13 protein-coding genes are annotated in these 19,275 nt (G+C 45.6%); 9 read left to right on the top strand and 4 right to left on the bottom strand.

Going from position 1 to position 19,275, the window contains the following annotated elements:
* Positions 1–74: 74 nt before the first annotated feature.
* From AC58QT_RS07395 to gyrA, 8 genes are all read left to right on the top strand, one after another.
* Positions 75–3,779 carry a dynamin family protein gene (locus tag AC58QT_RS07395; RefSeq protein ID WP_497408387.1) on the top strand — a complete coding sequence of 1,235 codons (3,705 nt, stop codon included), beginning with the start codon at positions 75–77 and terminating at the stop codon, positions 3,777–3,779.
* Between the two features lie 263 nt (positions 3,780–4,042).
* Positions 4,043–5,884, top strand: coding sequence for an ABC transporter ATP-binding protein (locus tag AC58QT_RS07390; RefSeq protein ID WP_497408386.1), 1,842 nt, complete (start codon positions 4,043–4,045; stop codon positions 5,882–5,884).
* Complete coding sequence (locus tag AC58QT_RS07385) at positions 5,881–7,728, top strand: ABC transporter ATP-binding protein (RefSeq protein WP_497408385.1); 1,848 nt, start codon at positions 5,881–5,883, stop codon at positions 7,726–7,728. Before AC58QT_RS07390 ends, AC58QT_RS07385 begins: the two co-directional genes overlap by 4 nt.
* 532 nt (positions 7,729–8,260) lie before the next feature.
* Positions 8,261–9,076, top strand: a complete 816-nt coding sequence (locus AC58QT_RS07380; RefSeq protein ID WP_497408384.1) for a GDSL-type esterase/lipase family protein — start codon at positions 8,261–8,263, stop codon at positions 9,074–9,076.
* 13 nt (positions 9,077–9,089) lie between these two features.
* Positions 9,090–10,049, top strand: coding sequence for an ABC transporter ATP-binding protein (locus AC58QT_RS07375; protein WP_497408383.1), 960 nt, complete (start codon positions 9,090–9,092; stop codon positions 10,047–10,049).
* A gap of 15 nt (positions 10,050–10,064) precedes the next feature.
* Complete coding sequence (locus tag AC58QT_RS07370) at positions 10,065–11,057, top strand: DUF2705 family protein (RefSeq protein WP_497408382.1); 993 nt, start codon at positions 10,065–10,067, stop codon at positions 11,055–11,057.
* A gap of 27 nt (positions 11,058–11,084) precedes the next feature.
* Complete coding sequence (gene parE / locus AC58QT_RS07365; RefSeq protein ID WP_497408381.1) at positions 11,085–13,058, top strand: DNA topoisomerase IV subunit B; 1,974 nt, start codon at positions 11,085–11,087, stop codon at positions 13,056–13,058.
* Positions 13,059–13,082: 24 nt separating this feature from the next.
* Positions 13,083–15,524, top strand: a complete 2,442-nt coding sequence (gyrA, locus tag AC58QT_RS07360; RefSeq protein ID WP_497408380.1) for a DNA gyrase subunit A — start codon at positions 13,083–13,085, stop codon at positions 15,522–15,524.
* Here the strand turns inward: gyrA and AC58QT_RS07355 are convergent.
* The gene (locus AC58QT_RS07355; protein WP_310223664.1) at positions 15,515–15,682 is read right to left on the bottom strand and encodes a hypothetical protein; all 168 of its coding nucleotides are present in this window, start codon (positions 15,680–15,682) and stop codon (positions 15,515–15,517) included. The two genes, gyrA and AC58QT_RS07355, sit on opposite strands and share 10 nt — an antisense overlap.
* Positions 15,683–16,012: 330 nt before the next feature.
* Here AC58QT_RS07355 and AC58QT_RS07350 point away from each other — a divergent pair, with 330 nt between their 5' ends.
* On the top strand, positions 16,013–16,417 hold the full coding sequence (locus tag AC58QT_RS07350; RefSeq protein WP_310225187.1) for a MarR family winged helix-turn-helix transcriptional regulator: 405 nt from the start codon (positions 16,013–16,015) through the stop codon (positions 16,415–16,417).
* A 15-nt stretch (positions 16,418–16,432) separates the two neighbouring features.
* Here AC58QT_RS07350 and AC58QT_RS07345 read toward each other — a convergent pair whose 3' ends face one another.
* From AC58QT_RS07345 to AC58QT_RS07335, 3 genes are read right to left on the bottom strand one after another with little or no spacing between them, the layout of a single operon-like run.
* The gene (locus AC58QT_RS07345) at positions 16,433–17,143 is read right to left on the bottom strand and encodes an RluA family pseudouridine synthase (protein WP_497408379.1); all 711 of its coding nucleotides are present in this window, start codon (positions 17,141–17,143) and stop codon (positions 16,433–16,435) included.
* A gap of 3 nt (positions 17,144–17,146) precedes the next feature.
* Positions 17,147–18,013 (bottom strand): class I SAM-dependent methyltransferase, encoded by an 867-nt coding sequence (locus tag AC58QT_RS07340; protein WP_310223668.1) that lies wholly within the window; start codon positions 18,011–18,013, stop codon positions 17,147–17,149.
* Between the two features lie 53 nt (positions 18,014–18,066).
* Complete coding sequence (locus tag AC58QT_RS07335) at positions 18,067–19,188, bottom strand: peptidylprolyl isomerase (protein ID WP_497408378.1); 1,122 nt, start codon at positions 19,186–19,188, stop codon at positions 18,067–18,069.
* Between the last annotated feature and the right edge of the window lie 87 nt (positions 19,189–19,275).

Below are 19,275 nucleotides of genomic sequence, written 5' to 3'. Positions count from 1 at the left end.
CCTTTGGGAGATTTTTTTTCTGTACAGCTGAGAGGGATAGTTAAGAATCAATCATAGAGGAGCGGAATGAACGAATGTCGCAATTGGTAGCTAGAAGCATCACGGTCATGCCGGATGCGCTTAAGAAGATGCAACAGGTGCTTGGGCATGCAGGGGATGAAGATAACGCGGCAAAAATGGGGCAATTGCTGGACAAATTGGATAGTGGGCGGATGAATATTGCGTTCTGCGGACATTTCTCTGCAGGGAAATCAACGCTCATTAATCAACTTTGTGCCCATGCTTTGTTACCGTCGAGCCCGATTCCTACGAGTGCGAATATCGTGAGTATTCGAAATGGGCAGCCTGGTGCGCATGTGACGCATCGCAGCCTTGAAGGAAAGGTCAATCCCTTAGGAGAGACGACAACCATTCCGCTCAGCGAGCTTGAGGCATACTGTGTAAATGGTACCGATATTGAAACGGTAGAGATCACGTATCCAATTCCTTTTCTAGGTGAAGACACTGCGCTGTTGGACACACCAGGGATTGATTCTACGGATGATGCGCATCATCAATCGACGGAATCTGCTTTACACTTAGCTGATGTGGTGTTCTATGTCATGGACTATAACCACGTACAATCAGAAGTGAATTTAGCTTTTACGAAAAAAATGAAGGAGTGGGGAAAACCGCTCTATCTAGTTGTGAATATGATTGATAAACACAAGGAGTGGGAGCTTCCTTTTGCTCAATATCAAACGGGAACTAAGCAAGCTTTCTTGAACTGGGGCATTGAACCTGATGATTTGCTGTTCGTTACGATGAAGGAACCTGCCCATCCGCATAATGAATACGCTAAGCTGCAATGGTTGCTGAGCCGACTTATTGAGCGTGGAGATTCTTTACGCAGCTATAGTATTGATGCTTCTGCGAGGTATTTGGCAGCAGAGCATAGTAAATGGTTGGCGGAGCAACACGAAGCTCAGAAGGCGGAATTGCTGGAATCCATCAAGGAAGAAGGCGATGCGGAAGATGTTCAAGGGCTGGCTGCATCCAAGCAAGAACAACTTAACACATTAAAAAGTTTACCGGACACGTTAATCATTGAGCTCCGAAAAGATGTTGGTGCCATTATAGAGAATGCCAATATAACACCTGCGTTAACGCGAGATTATGCCAACGCTTATTTGGAGAGCCGTAAGCCTGGTTTTAAGGTTGGATTCTTCGGGGGCGCAGCTAAGACCGCTGCAGAGCAAGAGAAACGACTGACGGCGTTTCAGGGAGAATTGGCAGAGCAAGTGGAAGCCCAGCTTGACTGGCACTTGCGAGATGCCTTGAAGAAGGCGGCAAGTGATCAAGGTCAACATGATGCTGCGTTAATTGCTCAGATTGAAGCGTTGAAGGTTGAAGTATCTGGTGCTTTGATTGCGTCCCAAGTGAATACAGGTGCAACGTTCAATGGCGAGTATACATTGAACTACATGAAGCAGCTCGCTGGCGAGTTAAAGCTGCAGTACCGCAAACTGGCGTTTGCGGTGATTGACATCATCGCGGCTGCGGTCCGCGATGGCAGCAAACCAGCCGCCGCTGCGCTTGCGGCTGAGCTTGAAGCCCTGAGCGGCCGGCTGAGCGCCTGCCGCGAGCTCGCCCGCCTCGAGGAAGCCGAGGCGGCGGCAGAGACCCAGCTGCTGCGCATGGCCAGCTGGGAAAGACCATCTGCGCCGGCGCTGCCGGATGCGCAGCTCTACACAGCCATGGAGGTGCCGGCAGCAGCCCCGCTGAGCGGGGCTAACCTGCACGTGACCTCCATGGGCACGATCCTGCAAGCTGCCGCGATAGCTTCGGCAGCTGCAGGCTCGGACTCGGCTGGCCCCGCAGTGGCAGCCGAGCCGCCGTCATCCGTGTTCACCTCGGGTGAACACGGTAAGCGCATGGAGCGCAAGGCCGCCGACTTGCAGGCGGCCTCCGCTCTCATCGACGGGCTGCCGTCGATGCGGTCGCTCGCGCGCTCCATGCGCGAAAAAGCGGATCGTCTGCGCCAGCGGACGTTCACGATTGCGCTGTTCGGTGCGTTCAGCGCGGGTAAATCTTCGTTCGCCAATGCTTTGATTGGTGAACGGGTGTTGCCAGTGTCGCCGAACCCGACAACGGCGGCGATTAACAAGATCATGCCGCCGACGGAAGGCTGGCCGCATGGCACAGCCAAGGTCAAGATGAAGAAGGCAGATGCCATTTTGGAGGATGTGCTTTACTCGCTTCAAATACTAGGGGTTGAAGCGACCGATATGTCGTCCGCGTTGAAACGGATTGGCCAGCTTTCACCTGCCGATGTAACAGCCAAAGGAAAACCGCATTTCTCTTTCCTAAAAGCTGTTGAAAAAGGTTGGGAAGCAGCCTCAAATCAATTGGGTACTGAACTTCGGATCACGAAAGATGAATTCTCAGGCTATGTAGCGGAAGAACACAAGTCCTGTTTTGTAGAATTTATTGAATTATATTATTCCAATCCGCTGACGGATCAAGGTATCATTTTCGTAGATACGCCGGGGGCAGATTCTATTAATGCTCGACATACAGGTGTCGCTTTTAACTATATTAAAAATGCAGATGCCATCCTATTCGTCACTTATTATAACCATGCTTTCTCCCAGGCAGACCGCGAGTTTCTGCTTCAGTTAGGTCGTGTTAAAGATAGTTTTGAAATGGATAAAATGTTTTTCATCGTCAACGCGTCTGATTTGGCGGCAAGCTCAGAGGAGCTGGCGGGGGTCGTGAAGCATGTAGAAACGAATTTAGTGCAGCACGGTATTCGTCATCCACGGATTTATCCGATTTCCAGTTATTTGGCAGCTGAGGGCAAAATCAATGGCAACGAAAGCTTAGTCGTCCAATCGGGCATTCAACCTTTTGAGCAGCAGTTTGTTCAGTTCACTTTGAATGAACTCAGTGATGTGGCCATTCATTCGGCTAATCTAGAGCTTCATCGAGCCATTAGCACCATGCAGAAGTGGTTGGAGCGGGCACAATCAGGTGAGGAAGAGCGCAGGCTGCAATTAATTATGTTGGATGAGTCGGAGCAGCAGGGCTTAGAATTGCTTGATGACACGCGGTATGATGCGGAGCTGAAAGAGTTAAAGAAGGAAATCCAAGAGTTGATGTACTACGTCAAGCAACGTACGATGTATCGCTTTGGAGAGCTCTATAATTTTGCATTCAATCCATCAACTTTCCGTGATGAGGCCAAAGACCCTAAAGCCGCACTGCAATTCGCATGGAATGAACTGTTGCGCATGATTGGCCACGATTTATCCCAAGAAGTTCTAGCCACTACGCTTCGTGTGGAGAATCGCATGAATCTCATCAGTACGAAGCGAATGAATCGTTGGGGTGAGGAGCTGGGCTTACTGCTAGAAGGCTTTGAGAAGGCTGCCTACGAGTCCAGCACGTTTGTGACGCCTGAGGTGACTACGAGGCTTGAAGCATCGGAAGTGAGTTTGAAGCTGCTTCAGAGTTATTTCAAGAATGCGAAGCAATTTTTTGAGGGTGACGGTAAAAGCAAGCTGAAAGCCGAGCTAGAGAATCGGATCAATGCTCCGGTTGTTACGTTTATTGAAGGGCAAACCAATGAGCTCGAACAAGCCTACGGCATCCAGTTGGAAAATTGGTTAATTTCACAGAAATTAATCATGGAGCAACAGGTTAAAGAACACGCAGAAGGGCTTCGCGATGCACTTCAAATGAAGATTGATTTGGATGAACTCATATCGAAACAGCATCAGTTGAAGGCGTTTGTTTAGTTGTTAAACAATAGGGTGACTAGGTTCTTCGGAACTTAGTTGCCCCTTTTTTTGGATTGTTCATGTAAAGGCTTTCATTGGCGGTTATCCCGATGATTTAAAAGAATAGGGGGGATTACTACACGTTTTTGTGAATTTATGCCTATTTAAGCGATTAAATCCGATTATCCTCGAATTGCTCACATATAGTGATGGTGTTAAGATTCATAAAGTGTTCACACATTATAAGCGTTTCAAATCTATCCTTTTAAGGAGGGCCCAAAGTGGATGTATTCAGGCAACTGAAGCCATATTTTTGGCCAGAGAAAAAACTGTTTTTTGGAGCTATTGCATGTCTTGCAATCGCTACCGCGCTCGGCTTGGTGTACCCCAATTTACTTCGGTATTTGATTGACGAAGTTATCACCAAGAAGCAATTTGAGCTAGTGCCGCGACTGGCACTCATCGTTGTACTTGTTGTTTCTACGAAGGGGATGTTTCAATTTTTGCATGGTTTGTGCGGGGGTCGCCTAGGTAACCGTGTTGCATACCACTTACGGAACGCACTATACAAGAAACTGCAATATTTGTCGTTCCAGTACTACGATCAAGCAAGAACGGGAGACTTGATGTCGAGGTTGACAGCCGACTTGGAAGCGATTCGCCAATTTATTGGCTTTGGCTTTGCTCAACTCTTGAATGTCTTGTTAATGCTCGTTTTTGGAATGGGGATGATGTTCTCCATTAGTTGGAAACTTGCTTTACTTACGATGATCACGATGCCATTCCTCGCATTTACGGCAGTTCGCTTCGAAGGCAAAATACATCCGGCATTCCGGATGGCTCGCCAATCCTTAAGTACGATGACGACAGCTGTACAAGAGAACATAACAGGTGTTCGGACCGTTAAATCTTTTGCACGCGAGCCGTATGAAGTGACGAAGTTTGCCGCACGCAATGAAGACTACAAAGCGATGAATATCGGATCTTCCGGGATTTGGGCGAAGTATTTTCCGATTATGGAAATTCTAGCGAACTTGAGTGTTGTGATCTTACTCGGAGCTGGCGGTTTCATGGTCATTAACGATACGATTTCACTAGGTGAATTGGTAGCTTGCTTTAGTCTTATTTGGTACATAATCGGTCCGATGTGGGGACTAGGCTTTCATATTAATAACTTTACGCAAACGAAAGCTTCTGGAGAGAAAATTCTTGATGTTCTACATCACTACAATCATGTTAAAGATAGCGAAAACGCTGCAGCTCTAACGAAGGTTGATGGGCACGTTCGCTTTGAGAATGTCACGTTTGCTTATCCCGAAAAACAACCGGCCTTATATAATTTTACATTGGATGCTCCTCCAGGCTCTGTCATTGGACTCTTAGGTAGTACGGGTTCAGGGAAAACAACTGTAATTTCACTATTAATGAGAGCTTATAACGTAAAAGAAGGTAAAGTTATGCTGGACGGAAAAGACATTCGTTCCTTACAGCTTGAAAGTTATCGGAGTCAAATTTCTACGGTTTTTCAAGAGACATTCCTATTTTCTTCGACAATTCGTAATAATATCGCGTACGGTCGTAAAAATGTGTCGATGGAGGAGATTATCCGTGCTGCTAAGCTAGCCAAAGCACATGATTTCATTTCGGAGCTTCCTGAAGGCTATGACACCTTAGTTGGTGAGCGCGGACTTGGTCTATCGGGTGGACAGAAGCAGCGTATTGCAATCGCGAGAGCGTTGATCAAAGATCCGAAAATCCTTGTTCTTGATGACGCGACTAGTGCCGTTGATATGGAAACGGAGCACGAGATTCAAGCTGGCTTTGGGGAGGTAATGGCAGGTCGTACGACGTTCATTATCGCTCATCGCATCTCCTCCTTGAAGCATGCGGATGAAATCATTGTGTTGGATAAAGGTCGGGTTATTCAAAGAGGAACCCATCAAGAGCTTCTACAACAAGAAGGTTTATATCGTCAAACCTATGATATTCAGTATGCGGACGGACCGCAAAACCAAGCAGCCAAGGAAGAAGCAGCTGTAACGCTCGAAGAGGGGATCGCATCAGACTCCGTAGATGCATCAAAATTACATGCCTCTACGCCAGAAAGAAGGTTGTCAAATTGAGTAATCCATCGAAGCAAGCTGAACCCACTTCAGCAAATCCAGATTCTCAAACAGGGCATCGCTTCGTCTATCAAGATGATGAGCTGATCGAGAAGCCTTTTGACTGGGGCCAATTAAAGCGCTTGTTTAGTTATATGAAGCCTTATCGCAAACAATTAATGCCCATTATCATTGTCATGATGCTTTTAGGCGCGATTACCAAGTTAACAGTTCCATTGCTGATCAGTAAAGCGATTGACAATGCCATTATTCCTAAGGATTCAAAGCTATTAGTAGAAATTGTAGGTATCATGCTTGGTGTCTATTTGATTCAGTGGTTAGCCAATACTTTTCGTATCAAATACACGAATATGATCGGGCAACGTGTTATTTATGATCTGCGTCATGACCTCTTTAGTCATATTCAAAAGCTCTCATTTCGATTCTTTGATACTAGACCAGCGGGTTCTGTCCTTGTTCGTGTAACCAATTATGTAAATTCACTGCAAGATTTATTTACGAATGGTGTCGTCAACCTTTTGATCGACGTGGTTCAGTTGGTTGGTATCATTATCATTTTATTATCGTTTAATTTTAAATTAGGCCTCTCGATTATCGTTACCGTTCCGATTATGTTCATTGTGTCGACGAAACTTCGGACCAAAATTCGCCGCGCATGGCAGGAATTAACGATTAAACAATCCCGTTTGAATGCCCATTTGAATGAATGTATTCAAGGTATTCGTATCACACAGGCGTACACACAAGAGAAAGAGAATATTAATTTTTTCACCAAAATGAATATGACCAATCGTTTGGCATGGAATAAAGCTTCAATGCTGAATCAATCTTTTGGTCCTCTTATCGAGATTACGGGTGCGATTGGGTATTGTATCTTGTTCTGGTTAGGCGCTCATCTTATTCAAACAGAGGAAATCACGGTAGGTCTCCTTGTTATGTTTGCGACTTATATCGGCTATTTCTGGGAACCCATTACACGATTAGGGCAAATGTACTCGCAGCTTTTGATTGCAATGGCATCAGCGGAGCGTATCTTTGAATTTATCGATGAGAAGCCAACTGTAGCCGAAATTGAAGGTGCGAAAGATTTAGCTCCAGTACAAGGAAATGTGAAGTTCACGGATCTCGTGTTTGAGTATGAGCCTGGACGTCCAGCACTCAATCGGATTAATTTAGATGTGGCAGCCGGACAATCTATTGCACTAGTCGGGCATACGGGATCAGGGAAGAGTACGATCATGAATTTGCTTTGCCGCTTCTATGACCCTAATGAGGGGCGTGTTGAAATTGATGGTCAGAACATCCGTGATGTTACGATCCAAAGTCTTCGCTCCCAAATTGGTGTTGTCCTCCAAGATACGTTTATTTTCTCGGGTACGATTCGTGATAACATTCGCTTTGGCCGTTTAGACGCCACTGATGATGAAATCGAGAAGGTAGCGAAGGCTGTCCATGCGCATGACTTTATTGTAGGGCTGCCCAATGGGTACGATACGGAAGTGCAAGAACGCGGGAACATCTTATCGATGGGGCAGCGTCAGTTGATTTCCTTTGCACGTGCATTACTTGCTAATCCACGAGTACTTATTCTGGATGAAGCGACAGCTAGTATTGATACGGATACAGAGCTCAAAATCCAAGAGGCACTTAAAACGCTTCTAGCGGGTCGTACGTCCTTTATCGTAGCGCATCGACTATCAACGATTCGTAATGCGGACAAAATCGTCGTATTGGATCACGGGCGCATGATGGAAATTGGTAATCATGACGAGCTTATGAAGGAACAGAAGATCTATTATGGCTTGATCCAAGCGCAATATAAATTTTTGCAGGATGCTGTGTAGACATGATGAAAAGGAGCTGCTTAGCCACTTGAATGTGGTTAGGCAGCTTTTTGTTTGTTTTAACGAGAAAACATTGAAACAATTGAGAATGAGTGTCATTTGAGGGACAGCGCTGAAAACCATTACTTGACTAACGATCACTTGACTATCCATACTACTTAACAACTAAACACTAGCCATCTGATAACACGACATTCTATCACACACACTCGAGATGCATAGGCATTCATCTATGGACTCCATCTACACTTGGAAAAGTGGAAATAAAACTGCAAGTCGAAAAAATCGAGTTACAGAGTAGAAAAAGCACATGGAAGCCGCTGCAAGTCGAAAAAATCGAGTTACAGAGTAAAAAAAGCAAATGGAAGCCGCCGTAACTCGAAAAAATCGAGTTATAGCATGGTACTAGAGCAGCAGGTATACTGCAATCCTATCCCGTAAACTCAGCCATCTTTACAATGTTTGCAAAATTTGACGAGAAGCTATACTCTTAAATTGGAAATATGCCAAATATTCGCAGGAGGGGACAGCAATGAAATCATCTCGTTTCATTTGGGGTGCCATTGGTTTAACCGCGTCAATTTCTACGATCGTTTTCGCTGTCGGCTTTGCATACGCGGCGAATCAAATATGGTTTCCTAAAGCCTCTGGAGATTTGCAATTAGCTACTCCAGCGCCAACGAAACCATCGATAATCGAAAGTAACAATAAGTTACAAATTGTCGCATTAGGGGATTCACTTACAGCAGGAACAGGCGACAATACGGGAAAAGGCTATGTAGGACGAGTCCGTGAGAAGCTTGAAAAAGCAAGCGGCAAACCTGTCTTCGTACTTAATAACCTCGCTATTCCTGGCTACAAAAGCGATCAACTTCTGAGTGATCTAGAGCAGAAAAAAACACAAGATGCACTTGCACAAGCTGATATTATTTTGCTTACCATTGGGGGAAATGATATTTTTGCAGGAGGGGAAGGGCTTTTCAAAGGAGCTAATCAAACGGAATTTAATCCTGAGGCCGCTGAGAAGCGTGTAGACCCTGCACTCACTAAGATGGAAAAGATCATCTCGACCATCAACAAAGCAAACCCGAAAGCAACGCTATTATATATCGGTTTATATCACCCTTTTCTGGATCTTGATCCGACAAGAGAGGGCTCTTTAACCGTACAACGATGGAATAACGGCGTATTTAAGCTAACTAATCAATATCCACAGATGCTGATTGTTCCTACCTACGACCTATTTGAGCAAAATTTGATCAAATATTTATCCTCTGCGGATCATTTCCATCCAAATGGGGATGGCTATGAACGAATTGCAGATCGAATTGTCCAAATTTTAAAATAGGGAGGGCATAGAAATGGCTATTGCAACGCCTCAGATCGTTTTATCTGTCAATAATCTTAAAAAAAGAATTAAAAATAAAGAAATTATTAAAGGAATCTCTTTTGATGTCTATGCAGGCGAGATTTTTGGTTTTCTTGGGCCTAATGGTTCAGGTAAAACAACGACAATTCGCATGCTCGTGGATCTAATTCGTCCTACGGAAGGCACGATACACATTTGTGGATTCGATGTTCATAAGGAACATGACGAAGCCATGAGAAAAGTAGGGTGTATTGTTGAAAATCCTGAACTCTATTCCTACCTGACGGGGTGGGAAAATCTTGAGCATTTTGCCCGCATGCTGCCAGATGTGGACGACAATCGAATTAAAGAAGTTGTCGACATTGTTTCGATGGATGCGCGCATTCATGATAAAGTAAGGACCTATTCCCTAGGTATGCGCCAACGTTTAGGAATTGCTCAGGCACTTCTAGGTCGACCAAGTCTATTGATTTTGGACGAGCCTACGAACGGACTTGATCCTCAGGGAATTAAAGAAATGAGGGAGTTTATACAACGTTTAGCTGCGGGTGGACTTAGCTTGTTCGTCTCCAGTCACTTACTTAGCGAGCTTCAGCAAATGTGTGATCGTGTAGCCATTATTAGTCATGGTGAAGTGATTCAAGTTGGTGCTGTAGATGAGCTGATTGCTCAAGGTGGCAGGGTGGTTTGGACGGTTTCTCCGGGAGATCAAGCCGAGCGTGTGCTTCAATCTTCGGAAATGGTGTTATCTATCCACGCCTTAGATTCAGAAGGCCCTATGGGTATACCAGCTGCTGCTAAGCAGATTGCTACGCAAATGGATCAAGTAAACATTCCTAAGATAAGTCAACGACTTATCGAAGAAGGAATCAGCTTATATGCGGTAGAAATCAAAAATCCAACACTAGAGGATCTATTCTTACGTTTAACTGAAGGAGAACGAATTGAGTAAAAGAGGGTGAAAGAATTGACAGGACTATATGCTTTAGTTAAAAATGAAATGATTAAAATGATTAAGAAAAAGCGATTTTATGTCATTCTACTTATTCTTCTTGCTTTAATTCCCATGTTCACTTATGCTCAAATGCGAGTTGCTCAACATACACAGAAGCAATTTGGAACATCGGATTGGAAGGCTGATCAACGTCAGAAAGTGACAGATTGGGAAAAACGGCTTAGTTCGGCACGAACACCAGATGAGTGGAAGCAGCAGCTTCGTGTTCAAATTCAAATCGCGAATTACTATTTAGAACAAGACGTGAATCCTAGCTCCCCGAATGCGGTTACATTTACACGTGAATTTGTCAAAAATGCCGTTGGTTTATTTATTCCGTTGATTATTATGGTCATTTCAGCAGATATCGTATCATCTGAGCATTCTACGGGGACTATTAAATTATTGTTGACAAGACCGGTCAGGCGTTGGAAAATCCTATTGAGTAAATTAATTACCGTTGTCTTCTTTACCTCACTGACTGTTTTGTCGACTGGATTGATCTGTTACTTGATTTCAGGCATTGTTTTTGGCTATAACGGATGGACGATGCCGATCTTCACGGGTATTCAGCTAACAGGTGCAGATGTCGATTTTAGTCGTGTAAGAGCGGTAGATCAATGGTTCTTCCTCTTGATGGAATTCGGCTTAGTATGGTTTACAGCAATTGTCGTAGCGATTATGTCGCTTATGCTTTCTGTACTAATTCGATCAACCGCAGCAGGTATGGGGGTCATGCTTGCCGTATTAATATCAGGAACCATTCTTTCGAACATGGTGTCCTCTTGGGAAACGGCTAAATATTTGTTTATGGTCAACTTGGATCTGACAAAGTATTTGACAGGAGGAATCCCACCTATTCAAGGTATGGATCTAGGTTTCTCTCTTAGTGTATTAAGTGTTTGGACCGTACTAGCGTTAATCGTTTCATTTATGGTATTTTCACGCAAAGATATTTTAAATTAGAGTATAAAGAGATAAAGGAGGGCTCCAATGGCTGAGCAGCTAGAATTTGCGAAAGGGAAAGCCCCGACACCCGTCACGGATTACGAAGCAGATGATATTCAAGTCCTGGAAGGGCTTGTCGCTGTTCGTAAAAGACCAGGGATGTATATTGGGAGTACCAGTTCCTCAGGTCTTCATCATCTGATCTGGGAAATCGTAGATAATGCAGTCGATGAGCATCTGGCAAAGCATTGTTCCAAAATTAATGTCACGATACATAAAGATCAATCCATTACCGTACAAGATAATGGCCGCGGTATTCCTACAGGTATGCATAAAACAGGTGTTCCGACGCCTCAAGTTGTTTATACAATCCTGCATGCAGGCGGTAAGTTTGGTGGCTCAGGTTACAAGAAGTCCGGGGGCTTACATGGTGTAGGCGCTTCCGTTACGAATGCACTTTCCGAGTGGTTGGAAGTTGAAATCAACCGTGAAGGTAAAGTACATCGGATGCGCTTTGAATATTGGGTCGATGATAAAGGGATCGAACATGTTGGTGAACCGGTTACAGGACTTGAAGTTATCGGCAATACCAACCGTACAGGAACGAAAGTAACGTTTAAACCAGATAAACGCGTGTTCCAAGGCGGCACGACGATTAATTATGATACGCTTGCTGAACGGTTACAGGAGATTGCCTTCCTTAACTCCGGGCTGCAAGTAAACCTGAAGGATGATCGCACCGACAAAGTGGATTCGTTCCAGTATGAAGGCGGCGCAAGTCAATTCGTAGCTTTCTTGAACGAAGAGAAGACTGTGCTTCACCCTGTGATTCATTTTGCTTCAGAGAAGGACGAGATTGAAGTTGAAGTTGCACTTCAATACAATGATGGCTACACAGAGACCATTGCTTCCTTCGTGAACTCTATTCCTACCCGCGGTGGTGGAACCCATGAAACGGGTTTTAAGACTGCCTATACGAGGGTGATGAATGAATATGCCCGTAAAGGGGGCATTCTCAAGGAAAAGGATAAAAACCTCGATGGTACGGATCTCAGAGAAGGTATGATGTCTGTTATCAATATCAAAATGGGCGATGTTGAGTTCGTAGGGCAAACCAAGGACCAACTGGGTAGTGCAATTGCACGGAGTGCGGTGGACGCCGTAGTTTCGGATAAAATGACGGTTTTCCTTGAAGAGAATCCACAAATCGCGCAAATGATGCTGAAGAAAGCTGTACAGGCATCAAGAGCGAGAGAAGCAGCGCGAAAAGCACGTGAAGAGATTCGCAGCGGCAAGAAAGGAAAGAGCGAAAGCTCGAACCTGAATGGGAAGCTTACGCCTGCACAGTCGAAGGATTTGCAACGAAATGAGCTGTTCATCGTGGAAGGTGATTCCGCAGGCGGGTCAGCGAAGCAAGGGCGAGATTCGAAGCATCAAGCGATTTTACCTCTGAAAGGGAAGCCGATGAACCCTGAGAAGGCGAAGTTGCTGGATATTTTAAAAAACGAAGAATATAAAGCGATTATTGCTGCAATCGGTGCAGGCGTAGGGTCGGAGTTCGAAGCGGAAGAGTCGAATTACGGTAAAATCATCCTGATGACCGATGCCGATACCGATGGCGCACACATTCAGGTACTTCTGCTAACCTTCTTCTACCGATACATGAAGCCGTTGATTGATGCAGGTAAAGTGTATATTGCGCAGCCGCCTCTGTATAAAGTGACGAGAAAAGGTAAAAATGGTGGTCATAAATACGCTTGGACAGATGACCAGCTGCAAAAGGTGGTCAAAGAGCTCGGCAAAAATACAGAGCTTCAGCGTTATAAAGGACTAGGCGAGATGAATCCAGATCAGCTGTGGGAAACGACAATGAATCCGGAAAGCCGGACGCTGCTTCAAGTACAGATTGAAGATGCGGCCAAAGCAGAACGACGTGTGACAACATTGATGGGTGATAAAGTAGATCCACGTAAGAGATGGATTATCGAAAACGTTGATTTTACTGAATATGTTGAGTAGACCAAAAAGAGTGGTGACGAGAAAGTGAGCATTTTAGAAGAGTTTTTACCAGCCTTTCTAGAGGAGATCGTTGGCGATCGATTCGGTCGATATTCCAAATATATTATTCAGGATCGAGCAATTCCTGACGTTAGAGACGGCTTGAAGCCCGTTCAACGCCGGGTCTTGTACGCCATGTACGACTCAGGCAACACGCCGGATAAACCTTACCGGAAATCAGCGAAAACAGTTGGGGATGTTATGGGGAACTATCATCCACATGGTGACGCGTCGATTTATGATGGTATGGTACGTATGGCACAACCGTGGAAAATGGGGCATACCCTTGTGGATGGTCATGGGAACTGGGGTTCTTTAGATGATGATCCACCAGCAGCTATGCGTTATACAGAAGCACGCTTATCCGAAATCGCGATGGAACTTCTTCGCGATATAGAGAAGCGTACGGTAATGTTCAAGGATAACTTTGATAATTCAACCAAAGAACCGGTTGTATTGCCTGCACGTTATCCGAATTTGCTTGTAAACGGTGTAAGTGGGATCTCGGCAGGTTTTGCGACGGAAATTCCGCCTCATAATTTGCGTGAAATCATCGACGCTTGTACGGCTATGATCGATAAACCTGAGATTACGATTGACGAATTAATGTCGATTGTAAAAGGTCCGGATTTCCCAACTTCAGGCATCATCATGGGTGAAGAGGGGATACGTGAAGCTTACCGCACAGGAAAAGGCCGTATCTATATCCGCTCCAAAACCGCGATCGAAGAAATGCGCGGCGGCAGACAGCAAATTGTCATTACCGAAATCCCATATCAAGTGGTGAAATCTCGGTTAGTCACGGCGATGGAGAATATCCGCCTGGAGAAGAAAATCGAAGGAATCGCTGAAGTACGAGATGAAAGCGGCCGTAATGGGCTTCGTATCGTCATCGAGCTCAAGAAGGAAGCGGATGCACAAGGGATTTTGGCTTATCTGCTGAAGAAAACGGATCTGCAAGTGACGTATAACTTCAACATGGTTGCCATTGTCAATAAAGCGCCGCGTCAACTAGGTATCCGTGAGATTCTGGAGGCTTACATTGAGCATCAGAAGGAAGTAGTTACGTTCCGTTCGCAATACGAATTGGAAAAGGCAGAAGATCGGGCACATGTCCTCGAAGGGCTTGTCAAAGCACTAAACATTTTGGATGAGGTCATTGCCACGATTAAAGCATCGAAAAATAGGCAGGATGCCCAAAATAATCTCGTAGAAAAGTTTCATTTTTCAGAACGACAAGCTGATGCCATCCTCGTCCTGCAATTATACCGTTTAACGAATTTGGAAATAACGACGCTGGAGAAGGAATTAAAGGATGTTGAGAAAACGATTGCGTACTTGCGCGGGATTCTCGGCAGCTTGAAGAAGCTTCTCGGTGTTATTAAAGACGAGATGGGGGAGATCCGCAAAAAATATGGGATCGATCGCCGCTCGGAGATTCAAGGGGAAGTCGAAGAACTGAAAGTAAATCTTGAAGTTCTTGTAACGGCTGAAGATGTGCTTGTCACTCTGTCCAATGAGGGGTACTTGAAGCGTACAAGCAAGCTATCCTTCACACGTTCAGGTGGGGAGCTTGAGAATACAGGCATGAAGGAAGGCGATTACCTTCGTTTCTTGTTAGATGTGAATACGATCGAGAGCTTGCTGATCTTCACGAAGAAGGGGCAATACTACTTATTGCCTGTCCATCAAGTTCCGGAGTACAAGTGGAAAGAAAACGGTACTGCTATCGTCAATGTCATCCCCATTGCGAAGGAAGATCGCATCGTGAATGTGATTCCTGTCAAAGGCTTTGACGATCCGACGAAGTCACTCGTATTCGTCACACGCAAAGGACAAGTGAAGCGCACAGAGCTCAAAGAGTACATGACGAATCGCTCAAACGCGATTGTCGCGTGTAAGCTTGGGGAACAAGATGAAGTGCTGCAAGTCCATTTAAGTGACAATACGAAGGAAATTCTTCTCGTCACGAAGCAGGGCATGAGCATCCGTTTCCGTGAGGAAGAAGTGAACCCGATGGGCCGTGCGGCCGCGGGAGTGCGCGGCATCCAGCTGAAGGAAGACGATGAAGTCGTGTCTGCTGAGTGGATTTACGGGGATGAAGGGGAAGTACTGGTCATCTCGGACCTCGGGTATGCGAAGCGATCTCTCGTTGTCGATTATCCAATTCAAGGACGCGGCGGAAAGGGAATCATTACCTTCGAATTCAAAGAAGGCAAACGTGTGAGACCTAATGGTTCTGCCTTAATCCGAACGTTTATTGTGAAAATGGATTACTTGATTACAGCTGTGATGAGCAATGGTGAAAAGCTGCGCTTCTCAACGGAAACAGCTCCGTTAGAAGATCGTAAAGCGCAAGGCAAATCACTAATTCCAGTCACGAAAACAGAATCCATTATTGAGATTTTGCGTTTTCCTCAATCGTAACTAATTGTTGGGGGATCCAATCTTTCAATTAGTGTAAAAGCTAACTCTAATAGGACCCACAGGGGCATCGGTTCGTCTAATCGATTCAGCCACTGTGGGTCTTTTAGCATGCCCGCTTCCAGTGCTTTTTTGCCTAGCTCTACTTTCCAATCTTCCAACTCAATCACTCCTTGAAAGTTAGTAAACAGCCTTGCACGGCAAGTTTCTCCGAAAAAAAAGAAATCGCTGTTGTCTACAAGGGTGCAGGGTACCTTCGAACAGTATATGTGACTACTGGGCAACTTGTTAAAAGAAGTCGATTGGCTTGTCCGATTATCCAAGAGTAGACAAGCTTTGCGGAGGCTCGACATCAGGTATCAGCAAACCTCAGCATGTCCACTTCATTTGCAATTTTTGTAAGAAAATATTAATGGCATTAATCTTTAAACTAGCGAAAAGGCGTGCTATACTTGCAATAAATAGGTGAAAATGGAAGCGAGTTGATGAGGATGTATTCCGATGAATTCGGAAAGCTATGGCTAAAATTATCGAAGGAATTGAAAAATCAGATGGAGGTAGGCTTAGCCCCTACGATTACGGAAGGACAGCTGAATGTGTTAGAACTGCTCCTAGTCCATGAACGTATGAAGCCTTCGGATTTAATCGAATATTTATCCACGACACCTGCGGCCGTCACAACTTTACTCGATCGGATGGAAAAAGCGGAGTTAATTACACGTATAAGAGACGAGAAAGACCGTCGTATCGTCTGGATTCACGTGACAGGCAAAGGAAAAGCGGAATGCGAGAGAGGTCGTGGAATCCGTGAAGAACTGTTGGATTCGTACCTGAATCGCGTTTCCGCTCATAATCAGAAATTGCTTATTTATTTGTTGGGCAAAGTTGCCAACTAAATGGCATTCATCCCCTCATAACTCGGGGATGGTGAACTCGTTCCAAGGCCGCTGCACGGGAGGCAGCGACCGGAAATGCATGCTCTCTTTGAGCACAGGATGCTCAAAGGCAAGTGCTGTGGCCCACAGCGCGAGCTGCTGGCCCGGTTTATTCACAGCGCTGCCATAGCGCTGGTCGCCGTACAGCGTGCAGCCAATGGCAGCCAGCTGCACGCGGATCTGATGCGGCCGCCCGGTGTGCAGCTTGATCTGGATCAAGCTGAGCCCGTCTTGGCTGCCGAGCAGCTTATAGTCCAGCACCGCCTCCTTGGCGTCCTGCTGGCCTGCCTTGACCACGCTGACGGTATTCGTCCGCGTATCCTTCCACAGCCAGTGGCGCAGCGTAGCGGCCGGCTGGGAGGGTTTACCATGCACGACAGCGACGTACGTCTTGTCGAGCTGCCTCGTTCTTACCGCGTCCGAAAGTCGGGACGCGGCTTTTGACGTTTTGGCGAAGACCATCACGCCGCCAACGGGACGATCCAAGCGATGCACAAGCCCGAGATACACATTGCCGGGCTTATTGTACCGCTCCTTGATGTCCGCCTTCAAGGCGTTCAACAAGTCGAGATCACGAGACTCGTCTTCCTGCGTAGGCATGTTGACGGGCTTCTCAACCACAAGAATGTGGTTGTCTTCAAAAATAATCGGGATCTGCGATGCACCGTTATCCTCCTTGAACGCCACTGCCTACGCCTCCCAGCGTCCCAGAATACCGCAAGGGAGCATCAGGCCGGAGTGAGTGATCGGAAGGCCGATTTCTCCGCTGGAGATCGTTCCGCCATGCTTTTCTTTCATCGCCATGGTCAAAATGTTCTGAAGTACAGTAGCCGAGATACCTGTTGTATAGGAGTTAATCAACAAGAATAACGGGTTGTCCGTCAAAATGGATTGGCAAGTCTGAATGAACGGGAAGAGGTCATCTTCCAATTTCCAAGTTTCACCGTTAGGTCCACGTCCGTAGGAAGGTGGATCCATAATGATCGCATCGTATTTGCTGCCGCGGCGCTGTTCTCTTTGAACGAATTTGAACACATCATCCGTAATGAATCGAACAGGTCTGGAACCCATACCGCTTAGGTGCAAATTCTCTTTTGCCCATTGAACAACACCTTTGGAAGCATCGACATGGCATACTTCAGCGCCTGCATGCGCGCAAGCAAGTGTTGCGCCACCCGTGTAAGCGAAAAGGTTGAGCACTTTAATTGGGCGTCCAGCGCCTTTAATCTTGTCCATCATCCATTTCCAATTGACCGCTTGCTCAGGGAACAGACCCGTATGCTTAAAGCTAGTAGGCTTAATATAAAAGGTCAGCTTCTGATCGTAAGTGATCGTCCAGCGTTCAGGTAGCTCTGCGTGCTGCTGCCATTGGCCGCCGCCGCTGGAGCTGCGGTGATAGTGGGCATCAGCTTGACGCCAAGCTGGTGTTTCTTTTTGTAGAGGCCAAATAATTTGCGGGTCGGGTCTGCGAAGTACAATCGTTCCCCAGCGTTCTAGCTTTTCGCCGCCGCCAGTATCGAGTAGTTCATAATCGACCCAATCTTTTGCATAAAACATGCTGTAATCCATCCTTCAACTGTTTACTAGACTAAACATCCATTGTACACCATTTATTGACCTAAATCGATCTTTTCAATCAATCCAGGCAGTTCTTTTTCTGCGAATTGATGGTATTGTGCTTGTTCAAGGCCACCTCTGAGTGAATCTTTAACAGCATCGAACGATTTAACAGATCTAGATTCCACCTTGATGATGTGATAACCGAACTCGGTTTCAACAGGGTCGCCAATTGCACCTACCGTTTGATTAATCGCTGCAATTTTGAAACCTTCTACCCATTGGCTTACGTCAGCATCAGCATACAATCCGCCTGCATCCTTTGAACCTGGGTCTTCGGAATATTGTTTAGCAAGTGCTGCGAAGTCGCCGCCATTTTTAAGCTTGGATGCTACATCTTTGGCAATTGTGAGTGCTTCTTCCTTCGTGCGAAGTGCTTTTCCGTCTGGATCAGATAATCCGATTAAAATATGACGAACGGACGCCACGGTGTAAGCATCTTTATTTGCTTTTAGCGTCGCTTCATATTGTGCCTTCAGCTGTGCATCTGTAATACTGGATTTCACATAGTTTGAAGCCGTCAAACTGCCCACTAAGAAATACTGAATAGCACTCTCTGACGTATTCACGTTCTTCAAGTCGGCAACAAACTTAGCTTCGCCCATTTGTTGCTTCCAAGCTGCAACTTGTAAAGCCGCACTTTCCTTAGCTGCTGCGATATCAGCCTCTGAAGCACGACTATAGAGAACGCGGTTCGTTACTAATTCCTTCAGAATACCTGTCTGATACTCCACGTTATCTTTGGAGGCAGCATGGTTGCTGTTGAACAAAGCTTTGAGATTAAAGAAGGCATCGAAATCAGCTCTTGTCACAGTCCCGCCTTTATAAGTGGCAACGACTTGATTCGGATTATTGCCAATCCAAATCGTGCTTGTCTCATCATCCCACGCTACCTTTTTGCCTAGCGAGTCGCTCATGAAACGTAAAGGCACATAAGTTGTCCCTTCGTAAATAAAGCCTTTGCTATCCGTTGGCGTTTTTTCGACACCATCAAACATATACGTCAGATTACGGAAGGCCACTTCAATCTGAGTTCCTGCAGCAAAAGCTACCGTTCCACTTAAAACTGATCCAATCGTTAAACCCACGATAAGTCCTTTTACTTTATCCTTCATTATGTGTGATCCACCTTTCATTTCTTGTCCTACCAATAATTCACCGAAGGTTGAGAGATTTCCTTTATTTTATTCAGTTTGAATTGA

The sequence above is a fragment of the Paenibacillus sp. J31R109 genome, from assembly GCF_059692055.1.
This window is presented reverse-complemented; position numbering and strand designations above follow the sequence as displayed.